At 71.2% G+C, this 12,252-nt stretch carries 11 protein-coding genes; 7 read left to right on the top strand and 4 right to left on the bottom strand.

Features of this window, described 5'->3' with window-relative positions; genetic code table 11:
- Positions 1–14 precede the first annotated feature (14 nt).
- The gene (locus GA0070612_RS09990; RefSeq protein WP_088987652.1) at positions 15–833 is read right to left on the bottom strand and encodes a helix-turn-helix transcriptional regulator; all 819 of its coding nucleotides are present in this window, start codon (positions 831–833) and stop codon (positions 15–17) included.
- 253 nt (positions 834–1,086) lie between these two features.
- Between GA0070612_RS09990 and GA0070612_RS09985 the strand changes: the two genes are divergently transcribed.
- Together GA0070612_RS09985 and GA0070612_RS09980 are read left to right on the top strand one after the other, a co-directional pair.
- Complete coding sequence (locus GA0070612_RS09985; RefSeq protein ID WP_088991383.1) at positions 1,087–1,470, top strand: WhiB family transcriptional regulator; 384 nt, start codon at positions 1,087–1,089, stop codon at positions 1,468–1,470.
- A 662-nt stretch (positions 1,471–2,132) separates the two neighbouring features.
- Complete coding sequence (locus GA0070612_RS09980) at positions 2,133–2,714, top strand: hypothetical protein (RefSeq protein ID WP_088987651.1); 582 nt, start codon at positions 2,133–2,135, stop codon at positions 2,712–2,714.
- A 238-nt stretch (positions 2,715–2,952) separates the two neighbouring features.
- On the opposite strand, the gene GA0070612_RS09975 is transcribed toward GA0070612_RS09980, so the two are convergent.
- The 3 genes from GA0070612_RS09975 to groES all read right to left on the bottom strand — a co-directional run bounded on the left by GA0070612_RS09975 (position 2,953) and on the right by groES (position 6,852).
- Entirely contained in the window at positions 2,953–4,692 is a 1,740-nt protein-coding gene (locus GA0070612_RS09975) for a molybdopterin-dependent oxidoreductase (protein ID WP_088987650.1), read from the bottom strand.
- Between the two features lie 134 nt (positions 4,693–4,826).
- Entirely contained in the window at positions 4,827–6,467 is a 1,641-nt protein-coding gene (groL, locus tag GA0070612_RS09970; protein WP_088987649.1) for a chaperonin GroEL, read from the bottom strand.
- Between the two features lie 70 nt (positions 6,468–6,537).
- Positions 6,538–6,852, bottom strand: a complete 315-nt coding sequence (gene groES / locus GA0070612_RS09965) for a co-chaperone GroES (protein WP_030330046.1) — start codon at positions 6,850–6,852, stop codon at positions 6,538–6,540.
- Between the two features lie 260 nt (positions 6,853–7,112).
- Between groES and GA0070612_RS09960 the strand changes: the two genes are divergently transcribed.
- The 5 genes from GA0070612_RS09960 (at position 7,113) to GA0070612_RS09940 (ending at position 12,252) form a co-directional block, all read left to right on the top strand.
- Positions 7,113–8,294: a THUMP-like domain-containing protein gene (locus GA0070612_RS09960; RefSeq protein ID WP_088987648.1), complete on the top strand. Its 1,182-nt coding sequence runs from the start codon at positions 7,113–7,115 to the stop codon at positions 8,292–8,294.
- A gap of 10 nt (positions 8,295–8,304) precedes the next feature.
- A complete protein-coding gene (gene ybaK / locus GA0070612_RS09955) occupies positions 8,305–8,784 on the top strand; it encodes a Cys-tRNA(Pro) deacylase (RefSeq protein ID WP_088987647.1) in 480 nt (159 codons plus the stop codon).
- Between the two features lie 177 nt (positions 8,785–8,961).
- Positions 8,962–10,059 (top strand): sugar ABC transporter substrate-binding protein, encoded by a 1,098-nt coding sequence (locus tag GA0070612_RS09950; RefSeq protein ID WP_088987646.1) that lies wholly within the window; start codon positions 8,962–8,964, stop codon positions 10,057–10,059.
- Positions 10,060–10,174: 115 nt separating this feature from the next.
- The gene (locus GA0070612_RS09945) at positions 10,175–10,993 is read left to right on the top strand and encodes an ATP-binding cassette domain-containing protein (RefSeq protein ID WP_088987645.1); all 819 of its coding nucleotides are present in this window, start codon (positions 10,175–10,177) and stop codon (positions 10,991–10,993) included.
- Complete coding sequence (locus tag GA0070612_RS09940) at positions 10,990–12,252, top strand: sugar ABC transporter permease (RefSeq protein ID WP_088987644.1); 1,263 nt, start codon at positions 10,990–10,992, stop codon at positions 12,250–12,252. The genes GA0070612_RS09945 and GA0070612_RS09940 overlap by 4 nt, the downstream gene beginning before the upstream one ends.

Below are 12,252 nucleotides of genomic sequence, written 5' to 3'. Positions count from 1 at the left end.
CGGTCGCCGTCGGGTCAGGCGACCAGGCCGGCGCGGAAGCCCGCCGCCACCGCGTGCGCCCGGTCCCGCGCGCCGAGCTTGCGGAACAAGCGTCGGGCGTGGGTCTTGACGGTGTCCTCCGAGACGAACAGCTCCCGGCCGATCTCCGCGTTGCTCTTGCCCTCGGCCATGCCCAGCAGCACCTGAAGCTCACGCTCAGTGAGACCGATCGACGTACGGCTCGGGCGGGCGCTCGGTGCGGCGCGCGGCGGATCGGTCTGGTCCGTCGACGGCTCGCCGGTGGCCGACTCGGCCTCGTCGTCACCCCGCTGCACCGGTACCGACGGCATTCCCGCCGTCCCGTCGCCGGGCGGGGCGGCCCAGCCGGGCTCGCCGGACCCGCGCGGCGACGGCCCGGAGCGACCGGAACCGCCCACCGCGGCGGCGTTGCGGGCCGGGTCGGTGATGCGCTGCCGGGAGGCCCGACCGGGCGCGGCGAGCAGCAGCAGGGCCTTGGCCACCGCGCTGGTCAGGTCGTGGTCGACGTTCTGGATGAGGCCCCGGGCGCCGGCGCTGATGGTGGCGGCCGCCGCCTCGGGCTCCTCGGTGCCGAGCAACAGCACCGCGGCCTGCGGCGCACGGGCCAGGACCCGACGAACGAAGCCGGCACTGTCCGGCCGGGTGAGGGCCGTGTCGGCCAACACCACGTCGGCCGGTCGCTCGGCCAACCGCAGCATCACCTCAGGATCGGAGACGGCGGTACGGACGATTGCTGACAACCCCAGCCGCGCGGCAGCAGAAGTAAGGTGCTGGGCCGCGAGTGGTGTCCGAACGCACACAAGGACGCTACGCACTGTGGTCTCCTCTCCGCCAACGAGCAGACCATGACGGGGTCGGCTGGGGAGGGGGTTCCCGGCAATCCTTCGAACTTTTCCGACAGATGGGGCAAAAGCCGCAATTTGCGGGACGTTTTCGATCACACACGTGTGAGGTGACGACAGCCCGGGTACCGGGGGGTCCAGGCCGGGAACGGTGCGCCTGCGCGGCCCGCCGCCCGGACACCGGCCACAAGGATTCTCGCGGAGCCGCGCGGGAGGAGGGGTGCTGATGTCGAACGTACGTAGACTGCCCGGACCCATCGTCGATCTCTGGGACTGGCAGCGGCTCGGTGCCTGCCGAGGGCGGGACAGCGCCCAGTTCTTCCACCCCGACGGCGAGCGGGGCTCCTCCCGACTGCGTCGCGAGTCCGCCGCCAAGTCGGTGTGTCGCGCCTGCCCGGTCCGGGCCGAGTGCGCCGCGCACGCCCTGTCGGTTCGCGAACCGTACGGCGTGTGGGGCGGCTTCAGCGAGTCGGAGCGCCTGCGACTGCTCGCCGTCGGCTGGGAGGACCTGGCAGACCGCCGACACGCCCGGGTCGACGTCGCGCGGCTGGAGGCCCGGCTGGGTCACCCGCACAAGTCGACCATTCCGATCCAACGCAACGTGGCCTGACCCGACACAAAGCCGACATACAGAACGCGCCCCCAGTCCGGGGGCGCGTTTCGGCGTCTCCGGGCTCGCGGGCGCGTTTCCGGCATCTCCGGACTCCGGGGCGCGTTCTCGGCGGCTCCGGACTCCGGGGCGCGTTCTCGGCGGCTCCGAACCGGGGGCGCCTGAAAGGCGCTCGCCGCGACGGCTTGACACGTGTGGCGATTGGCCGTTTTGCCCGGTCCGGCCTGCCCCGATGGTGGCCGGTGCGAGGTTCGTCCCGTGACCGGACGCACCCGCAGGCCGGAATCCTGGCCGGGCCGGAGCCGTTACATCCCCTGACGATCGCAGTACCAGGGCCCGCCAGCCGAGTCCCCGGGCCGGAATGCGGGCCACCGGTCCCTCGTTACACCCCCGGCGCCGCCTCACCGACGGCGCCCGGGAGACGGGCCCGGGAATCAACCCCGGGCCCCGGTCGTTACACGGTGACCCGGCACCGCGAGTCATCGGCTGGCAGGTTGCCGCTCCCGGTGTCACGGGCTACCGCCCGTCGATCGCCGACACCGCGCCGCGAGCCACCCCTGAGCCGCAGGCGCCGAGAACTCCCCCTTTGTTGCAGCGCCGGACGAGGTGCTCACACCCGTGGCACGTGTACGGGTGTCCTTACCCCCGAAGGAGCTACCCCCATGAACACGATCATGCGTAAGAGCATGCTGTCCGTTGCTGGTCTCGCGTTCGCCGGTGGTGTGTTCGCCGGCCCGATCGCCGCACACAACGTCGTCGACGCCAAGCCGGCCGCGGTGACGGTGCAGGCCGACAGGCCGGACATCGCCAAGCTGATCCCGCATGGCACCCAGGGCACCCAGTCGCACATCGACCTGAACGACGAGCAGACCGCCAACGTCAAGGCGATCATCGCCGCCACGAAGAAGGCCGGTCTCCCCGAGCGCGCCGCGGTGATCTCGATCGCGACGAGCCTGCAGGAGTCGAAGCTGGAGAACCTCGGCCACCTCGGCGATATGAACGACCACGACTCGCTGGGCCTGTTCCAGCAGCGCCCGAGCTCGGGTTGGGGCACGCCGGAGCAGATCACCGACCCGGCCTACTCCACGACCGCGTTCCTCAAGGGCCTCAAGCAGGTCGACGGGTGGCAGGACATGCCGCTGACCGAGGCCGCGCAGACCGTGCAGGTCTCGGCTTACCCGGACGCGTACGCCCAGTGGGAGCAGCAGGCTGCCGACCTGGTCGCCCAGTACTGGAACAGCTGACCCCCACCGCAGAGCACCGACCGCTGGCCGGCACCCCCACCCGGGGGTGCCGGCCAGCGGCATGTCCACACCGAGATCTTGGACAGTTTCCGTTCTCGCCTAACGGAAACTGTCCAAGATCTCCGCGGTCAGGCAGTCGCGGGTTGGTCGGCGGACGGCTTGGCGCTGGCCGACCCCGGCCGGGCCACCTGACCCCAGGGACGACGGCGGACCGCCGTCCGCTGGCCAACCGAGGTGGTCAGCGGACGGTGACGGGGACCGTGTGCCAGCCGGTCGCGCCGTCCGGGGCGACGCCCTGCGTACGCTCGGTCTGGGTCTCGCCGGTCGCGTCCGTCGCCCGGACCTGGAGGCGATGCTCCCCCGGGGTGGCGTCCCACCGCCACGACCACTGCACCCAGGTGTCCACCGACACCGTCGGAGCCAGTGTCGCCTCCTGCCAGGGCCCGCCGTCGACGCGTACCTCGACGCGGCGGATGCCCCGGTGCTGCGCCCACGCCACCCCCGCCACCGTGATCGGTCCGGGGGTCAACCGGTTGCGCCGGCGCGGCGCGTCAATCCGGGACTGGGTCTTGATCGGGCCCTGGGCGGACCAGCCGCGCGGCACCCAGTACGCGTCGAAGTCGGCGAACCGGGTCAGCTCCAGCTCGGTCACCCACTTGCACGCCGACACGTAGCCGTAGAGGCCGGGCACCACCATCCGGACCGGGAAGCCGTGCTCGACCGGCAGCGGCTCACCGTTCATGCCGACCGCCAGGAGGGCGTCCCGCCCGTCGCGCAGCGCGGCGGTGGGGGTGCCGCAGGTCCAGCCGTCGACCGACCGGCCGACGACCTGGTCGGCGTCGTCGTCCGGGTCGGCCTCGTCCAGCAGTTCCCGAACGGGTACGCCGAGCCAGCGGGCGTTGCCGATCAGGTCCCCGCCCACCTCGTTGGAGACGCAGGCCAGCGTGACGTACCGCTCCACCAGCGGGCGGGCCAGCAGGTCGGCGTACGTGTAGGTGCGCTCGGTGCCGACCCGACCGTGGATCCGCAGCCGCCAGGTGTCCGGGTCGACCTGCGGCACCACCAGCGCGGTGTCGATCCGGTAGAAGCCGATGTTCGGGGTGACGTACGGCGCGAGTTGCGCCAGCGACAGGTCCGCGCCGGCCGGCACGGCCGGTGCGGGGGCGACCGGTGCGGGTAGTCGGATCGCGTCCCGGGCTGCGGAGACGCCGCGTCGTCCGGCCAGCCAGCGCCCGCCGAGACCGGCCACCACGGCGGTGCCGAGCAGCACCCCGCTGCCGGTGAGGAACCGCCGCCGGGACTCGGGGTCGACCTCGGCGGGAGCGTCCGGCCCGGCGGGGACCACCGGCGCGGGCGCGGCGGGCGTCACCGGCAGGCCCTCGGGACCCGGCGACGCCGGCTCGTCCCGCGACTCTCGCCCCAACCCGTCGGACGGCACCGAACCCGCAGGGGGCACCGCGCCCGAAGGAGGCACCGAGTCGCCGGGCGGCACCGCACGGGCGGACGGCTCGGTCGGGGTGGGTGGGGACCAGGGCCACGGGTCCAGCTCGAACGGCCCGTCGATGAACAGCCAGAGCACCAGGGCACCCAGGCCGGCGCCGACCAGCGACGGCAGCGCGTCGAAGACGTCCGCGCCGGAGCGGGTCACCGCGGCGGCCACGCCGATGACACCGAACGCGGCGATGCCGGCCAGGCCGAACGCCAACCGACGGACCGCCAGCACACCGAACAGCGCGGCGAAGCCGGCCAGCAGCAGACCCGTGCCGACCAGCAGCGCGATCTTGTCGGCGGTGCCGAAGATGTCGATGGCCAGTTGCTTCAGCGACTCGGGGACGGCGTCCACGACCACGCCGCCGACCGCTACCAGGGGCGCCGACCGGGGACCGGTCAGCACCGCCACCGGTTCGGCGATCCCGATCGCGACGGCGGCGGCGGTCACTCCGGCCAGCGCGGCGTAGCGCCGCGAGGTGGTGCTCATCGGCCCAGTGTGCGCGATCATCTCGCCCGGTCGCCAACAACGTCAGCGTTCGGTAATGACCTGACAAGCGCCGAGAACGGACCGGGGCACACCGCCGTACGACGGTGTGCCCCGGAACGGATGTCGCTACCGGGTCAGAAGCCCGGGCCGTGCTGGTGGCCGTGGCCGTGGCCGTGCCCACCGGCGGCGGCCGGCTCGGCCTGCTCCGGCTTGTCCACCACGAGGCTCTCCGTGGTGAGCAGCAGACCGGCGATCGAGGCGGCGTTGGTGACGGCGTTGCGGGTCACCTTCACCGGGTCGATGATGCCGGCCTTGACCAGGTCGACGTACTCGCCCTGGGCGGCGTCGAGGCCGTTGCCCCAGTCGAGGTCGGCGACCTTCTGCGTCACGACGTAACCGTCGTGACCGGCGTTCTGGGCGATCCAGCGCAGCGGCTCGACGAGCGCCTTACGGACGACCGAGACGCCGACCTTCTCGTCGCCGGTGAAGCCCAGGTCGTCGTCGAGCACCGAGAGGATCTGCACCAGGGCGGCGCCGCCGCCGGGGACGGTGCCCTCCTCGACCGCTGCCTTGGTCGCCGCGATGGCGTCCTCGATGCGGTGCTTGCGCTCCTTCATCTCGACCTCGGTGGCGGCGCCGGCCTTGATGACGGCGATGCCACCGGAGAGCTTCGCCAGCCGCTCGGCCAGCTTCTCCCGGTCCCAGTCGGAGTCGGAGGCCTCGATCTCCTTGCGGATCTGGGCCACCCGGTCGGCGACGTCGGCCTTCTGGCCGCCGCCGTCGACGATCGTGGTGTTCTCCTTGTCGACCACGACGCGCCGAGCGGTGCCGAGCACCTCCAGGCCGACCTGGTCGAGCTTGTAGCCCAGCTCCGGGGCGACCAGCTCGGCACCCGTGGAGATCGCGATGTCCTGGAGCATCGCCTTGCGCCGGTCACCGAAGCCGGGGGCCTTGACCGCGCAGACCTTGAGGGTCTTGCGCAGCGAGTTGACCACCAGGGTGGAGAGCGCCTGGCCGTCCACGTCCTCGGCGATGATCAGCAGGGGCTTGCTGTTCTGCAGGACCTTCTCCAGCAGCGGCAGCAGCTCCTCGATCGCCGAGATCTTCTGGGTGGTGACCAGGATGTACGCGTCCTCGAGGACGGACTCCTGGCTCTCCAGGTCGGTGACGAAGTTCGGCGAGATGAAGCCCTTGTCGAACTGGAGACCCTCGGTCACGTCCAGCTCGGTGGTCAGCATGGAGCCTTCCTCGACGGTGATGACACCGTCGCGGCCGACCCGCTCCATCGCCTCGGCGATCAGGTCGCCGATCGTGGCGTCCTGCGCGGAGATCGTCGCCACGTTCGCGATCGACTCCTTGCTGGTGACCTCGACGGCACGGCCGAGCAGCGCCTCGGAGACCTTGACGGCCGCCGCGTCGATGCCCCGCTTGAGGCCGGCCGGGTTGGTCCCGGCGGTCACGTTGCGCAGACCCTCGCGAACCATCGCCTGGGCCAGCACGGTCGCGGTGGTGGTCCCGTCGCCGGCGACGTCGTTGGTCTTGGTCGCCACCTCCTTGACCAGCTGCGCGCCGAGGTTCTCGTACGGGTTGGTGAGCTCGATCTCCTTGGCGATGGTCACACCATCGTTGGTGATCGTCGGCGCACCGAATTTCTTGTCCAGGACGACGTTGCGCCCGCGCGGGCCGAGGGTGACCTTGACCGCGTCCGCGAGGGCGTTGACACCGTGCTCCAGCAGGTGCCGGGCGTCGTCCGAGAAGCTCAGGATCTTCGCCATTAATGTCCCTTCGAAGCGCCGCTGCCCCGGCCCGGCGAGCCGGACCGGGGCAGCGGAACTGATCGGTTGCTTACTTCTCGATGACCGCGAGGACGTCGCGGGCGGAGAGCACCAGGTACTCCTCGCCGGCGTACTTGACCTCGGTGCCGCCGTACTTCGAGTAGAGGACGGTGTCGCCGACCTGCACGTCAACCGGAACCCGGTTGCCGTTGTCGTCGACGCGCCCCGGGCCCACAGCGAGGACGGTGCCCTCCTGCGGCTTCTCCTTGGCGGTGTCGGGGATCACGATGCCCGACGCCGTGGTGGTCTCAGCCTCGTTCGCCTGGACCACGATGCGGTCCTCGAGCGGCTTGATCGCAACCTTGGTCGCGGTAGTCACGGGCATACCCTCCTGGGGTACTGGTTTCGTTGCTGGCCGGCGGGGCCGACCAGCGTCAATCTGCCTCATGCCACCGGGCGGGGCCGTCGTCGCGGGTGCCGGTCCGCCTGGCGTTGCGCACCCAGGTCGTGAGACCTGGAAGCTGGCACCCTCAGGGTGAGAGTGCTAATCGCAGGTTATTCCGTGGCTAGCACTCCGTCAAGGAGAGTGCCAGCGCGTCGCGCCCCGCCAGCCAGGATTCCTGGTTCGACCGGGAGAATGACCGGGTGGATCTCGATCAACTGGCGGCGCTGCGTACCCCCGAGGGGTCGGCCGCGCTCGCGACGGCGGCCGGTCTCGCCGGCGGTGATCCACTGGCCGCGGCCTCGGCGTTGCGCGCCGCCGGGGTGCCGCCGACGCTGGCCGCCGCGGCGCTCACCCAGGCCGAGCTGCGCCACCGGGCGGTCGGCAAGTTCGGCCCGGCCGCCGCGGCGATGTTCCTCACCCGCCCCGGCCTGGAACAGGCCACCCGCCGGGTCGTCGCCGACCGTCGGGCCGCCCGGCTGCACGCGGCCGGTGTGCGCACCCTGGCCGACCTCGGGTGCGGCCTCGGCGCCGACGCGCTGGCCGCCGCCCGCGCCGGCATCCGGGTGTACGGGGTGGAGGCCGACCCGGTGACCGCCGCGATGGCCGCCGCCAACGCGGAGGCGGCGGGGCTGGCCGAGCTGTTCACCGTCGAGTGCGGGGACGCCACGGCGTTCGACGTCTCCCGGGTCGACGGGGTCTTCTGCGACCCGGCCCGCCGCACGACCGGCACCGGCCGGCGGATCTTCGACCCGCGTGCCTACTCGCCGCCGTGGGACTTCGTGACGGGGTTGGCCGAGCGGGTGCCGCGCACGGTGGTGAAGGTGGCACCGGGCCTGGACCACGCTCTCATTCCGGCGGGCGCGGAGGCGGAGTGGGTGGCCGTGGACGGCGACCTGGTCGAGGCCGCGCTCTGGTGCGGCGAGCTGGCCGGGGTGCCCCGCCGCGCCAGCGTGTACCGGCAGGAGATCCACCAGCTCACCGGCTCGGGCACCAACGAGGCACCGGTCGGGCCGCCCCGGCGTTACCTGTACGACCCGGACCCGGCGGTGGTGCGGGCGCACCTCGTCGCCGAACTCGCCGCCGAACTGGACGCCGCCCTCGGCGACCCGAGCATCGCCTACCTCTACGCTGACCGCCCCACCCGCACCCCGTACGCGCGCTGCCTGGAGATCACCGACGTGCTGCCGTTCTCGCTCAAGCGGCTGCGGGCGCTGCTGCGCGAGCGCGGGGTGGGTCGGGTGGAGATCCTCAAGCGGGGTTCCGCACTCACCCCGGAGCAGCTTCGGCGGGACCTGCGGCTGACCGGCGACGCCTCGGCCAGCCTGGTGCTCACCCGGGTCGCGAACGCACCGACGGTGCTGATCGGGCAGCCGGTGGTCTAGCGTCGTCGGTGTGGCGGGACAGGGCACTCCGGCAACGGCACTGTTGGTCAAGCGCGGGATCGCGCACCGCACCCATCCGTACCGGGTGTCGCCGGACGCCCCGAACTACGGGGCGTTGGTGGCGGTGGCGCTCGGCGTGGCACCGGAGCGCGTTTTCAAGTCGCTGGTGACCGCTGTCGACGGTGGGCTCACCGTCGCGGTCGTCCCGGTGACGGGCGAGTTGGACCTCAAGGCGCTCGCGGCGGCGGTCGGCGGCAAGCGGGCGACGCTCGCCGAGCGGGCGGTCGCCGAGCGGGCCACCGGCTACGTACGCGGGGGGATCAGCCCACTCGGGCAACGTCGGCGGCTGCCGACAGTGCTGGACGATTCCGCGCTGGATCTCCCGACGATCTACGTCTCGGCTGGTCGGCGTGGCCTGCAACTCGAACTGGCCGCGGCCGACCTGGTGGCGCTGACAGACGCCCGCACCGCGCCGTTGCAGACCCGCTGACGACATCCATGACGGCCGACCCGTTCCCGGACGGCCGGGGAGTAACAGTTGCGTTGCTGAATTGTTATCGCTCCCAACAAACTAGGCACCTGCGCGGTCTTGTGGAGCCGGTGTGACGCGAAATACGTTGCCGGGCACAACAAAAACGACACCTCCCCCACCGAAAGGACCCTGCACATGCGTAAGGGGATCCTCACCATCGCCGCCGTGGGCCTGCTCGCGACCGGTGGACTGACCGCCTGCGGCGGCGACGACGCCGGCTCTGGTTCGACCGACTCCAAGAAGACCCCCAAGATCGGCGTGATCCTCCCGGACAGCAAGTCGTCCGTCCGCTGGGAGACCGCGGACCGCCGCTTCCTGGAGGAGGCGTTCAAGGCCGCCGGTGTCCAGTTCGACATCCAGAACGCCCAGAACGACAAGACCGCCTTCCAGACCATCGCCGACCAGATGATCACCAGCGGCGTCACCGTCCTGATGATCGTCAACCTGGACTCGGGCACCGGCAAGGCCGTGCTCGACAAGGCCAAGTCGCAGGGCGTCGCCACCATCGACTACGACCGGCTCACCCTGGGCGGCTCCGCCCAGTACTACGTCAGCTTCGACAACGAGGTCGTCGGCAAGCTCCAGGGCGAGGGCCTGTCGAAGTGCCTGACCGAAAAGGGCGCCAAGAACCCCGTCGTGTCGTACCTGAACGGCTCCCCCACCGACAACAACGCCACCCTGTTCAAGAACGGGTACGACTCGGTGCTCAAGCCGAAGTTCGACTCGAAGGAATACGTCAAGGGCCCCGAGGACGCCGTGCCCGCCTGGGACAACGCGCAGGCCGCGACGATCTTCGAGCAGCAGCTCACCAAGGCCAACGGCAAGATCGACGGCGTGCTGGCCGCCAACGACGGCCTCGGCAACGCCGCCATCTCGATCCTCAAGAAGAACAAGCTCAACGGCAAGGTGCCGGTGACCGGTCAGGACGCCAGCACCGAGGGCCTGCAGAACATCCTCGCCGGTGACCAGTGCATGACCGTCTACAAGGCCGTCCGCGAAGAGGCGAAGGCCGCGTCCGACCTGGCCATCGCGCTCGCCAAGGGCGAGAGGAAGGACACCGGACAGACGGTCAAGGACCCCGAGGGCAACCGCGACGTCCCGTCGGTGCTGCTCACCCCCAAGGCCATCTACAAGGACAACATCAAGGACGTCATCGCCGACGGCTACGTGACCAAGGAAGAGGTCTGCACCGCGGCGTACGCCAAGGCCTGCGCCGACGCCGGCATCAGCTGACCGACGCCGCAGTACCCGCCGGGACGACCACCGCCGCCCGGCACGGGAGCACCCCTCCCGTGCCGGGCGGCGCCCGCCGGACGGGCCCCGACACTCCCTTAAGAAGGAGACCCCCGTGTCCGCGACCCCCCTGCTGGAACTCCGCGGGATCGACAAGAGCTTCGGTCCCGTCCAGGTGCTCCGCGACGTCGCCCTGACCGTCCACCCGGGCGAAGTCACCGCACTGGTCGGCGACAACGGCGCCGGCAAGTCGACCCTGGTGAAGTGCATCAGTGGCATCCACCCCACCGATGCCGGTGAGTTCCTGTTCAACGGTGAGCCGGTGCACATCGGCAGCCCCCGCGACGCCGCCGCGCTCGGCATCGAGGTCGTCTACCAGGATCTCGCGCTCTGCGACAACCTGGACATCGTGCAGAACATGTTCCTCGGCCGGGAGAAGCGCAGCGGCATCGTCCTCGACGAGCCGACCATGGAACAGCTCGCCGCCGAGACGCTGGCCGGGCTCTCCATCCGCACCGTCACCTCGCTACGCCAGCACGTGTCCAGCCTCTCCGGTGGTCAGCGTCAGACAGTGGCCATCGCCAAGGCCGTGCTGTGGAACAGCAAGCTGGTCATCCTGGACGAGCCGACCGCGGCGCTCGGCGTGGCACAGACCGCCCAGGTGCTCGAACTGGTCCGCCGCCTCGCCGACAACGGCCTGGCCGTGGTGCTCATCTCGCACAACATGAACGACGTCTTCGCCGTCTCCGACCGGATCGCCGCGCTGTACCTCGGCCAGATGGTCGCCCAGGTGAAGACCACCGACATCACCCACGCGCAGGTGGTCGAGCTGATCACCGCCGGTCGCTCGGGCGGGCTCGGCATCGCCGCCGACCCGGGCAGCAACGGCGACGGCCCGCAGCCGGCCGACTCGATCTCAGGAGGCGCCCGATGACCACCACCGCCGTGCGGAAGGACGGCCCCGCGGCCGTCACACCGCCGCCGACCGTCGGCAGCCACGCCCGCAACTACCTGAGTCGGGTACGCGGCGGCGACGTCGGCGCGCTACCGGCCGTGCTCGGCCTGATCGTCCTCTGCACCGTCTTCGCGGTCATGCGGCCGTCGTCGTTCCTGTCGGCCGGCAACTTCGCCAACCTCTTCACCCAGGGCGCGGCGGTCACGCTGATCGCGATGGGCCTGGTCTTCGTGCTGCTGCTCGGCGAGATCGACCTCTCCGCGGGCTTCGCCAGCGGCGTCTGCGCGGCCGTACTGGCCAATGTGGTCACCGTCCTCGGTTACCCCTGGTGGGTCGCCGTGCTCGCCGGGATCGCCACCGGCCTGGTCATCGGCACCAGCCTCGGCATCCTCGTCGCGAAGATCGGCATTCCGTCCTTCGTGGTCACCCTCGCCGGCTTCCTCGCCTTCCAGGGCATCGTGCTGCTGCTGGTGAAGGAGGGCACCAACATCTCCGTCCGCGACGAGGTGCTGGTCGCCATCGCCAACCGCAACCTCGCCCCCACCCTGGGCTGGGCCCTGGCCGTGCTCGCGGTCCTCGGCTACGCGGCGGTGCAACTGCTGCGTCACCGCAACCGGGTCGCTCGCGGTCTGATCAGCGACCCGATCGCGGTGGTGGCGTCGCGGATCGGCGGGCTCGCCGTCATCCTCTTCACCGCCGTGTACGTGCTCAACCTCGAACGCAGCCGCAACGTCCTGATCAGCTCACTCAAGGGCGTGCCGATCGTGGTGCCGATCATCGCGGTGCTGCTGATCGTGTGGACCTTCGTGCTCCAACGCACCAGCTACGGTCGGCACATCTACGCCGTCGGCGGCAACCGGGAAGCGGCCCGCCGGGCCGGCATCGACGTCGACCGCATCCGGATCTCGGTCTTCATGATCTGCTCGTCCATGGCGGCCGTCGGCGGCATCGTGGCGGCCAGCCGGGCCAACTCGGTCGACCCGAACACGGGGGGCAGTAACGTACTGCTCTACGCGGTCGGCGCGGCGGTGATCGGCGGCACCAGCCTCTTCGGCGGCAAGGGCCGGGTCCTCGACGCGGTGCTCGGCGGCGCGGTCGTCGCGGTCATCGAAAACGGAATGGGCCTGATGGGGTACAGCGCGGGAGTCAAGTACGTGGTCACCGGCGTCGTCCTGCTGCTCGCCGCCAGCGTCGATGCGCTCTCCCGCCGCCGCGCGGCAGCCACCGGCACCCGCTGA

The organism is Micromonospora chokoriensis (assembly GCF_900091505.1).
GTDB lineage: Bacteria > Actinomycetota > Actinomycetes > Mycobacteriales > Micromonosporaceae > Micromonospora > Micromonospora chokoriensis.
This window is presented reverse-complemented; position numbering and strand designations above follow the sequence as displayed.

What these genes read in the sequence shown, in the direction of transcription:
- GA0070612_RS09985 (WP_088991383.1), top strand. Translation starts at nt 1,087, where the DNA reads ATGTCGAACGTACGTAGACTGCCCGGACCCATCGTCGATCTCTGGGAC.
- GA0070612_RS09980 (WP_088987651.1), top strand. Translation starts at nt 2,133, where the DNA reads ATGAACACGATCATGCGTAAGAGCATGCTGTCCGTTGCTGGTCTCGCG.
- GA0070612_RS09975 (WP_088987650.1), bottom strand. Translation starts at nt 4,692, where the DNA reads ATGAGCACCACCTCGCGGCGCTACGCCGCGCTGGCCGGAGTGACCGCC.
- groL (WP_088987649.1), bottom strand. Translation starts at nt 6,467, where the DNA reads ATGGCGAAGATCCTGAGCTTCTCGGACGACGCCCGGCACCTGCTGGAG.
- groES (WP_030330046.1), bottom strand. Translation starts at nt 6,852, where the DNA reads ATGCCCGTGACTACCGCGACCAAGGTTGCGATCAAGCCGCTCGAGGAC.
- GA0070612_RS09950 (WP_088987646.1), top strand. Translation starts at nt 8,962, where the DNA reads ATGCGTAAGGGGATCCTCACCATCGCCGCCGTGGGCCTGCTCGCGACC.
- GA0070612_RS09940 (WP_088987644.1), top strand. Translation starts at nt 10,990, where the DNA reads ATGACCACCACCGCCGTGCGGAAGGACGGCCCCGCGGCCGTCACACCG.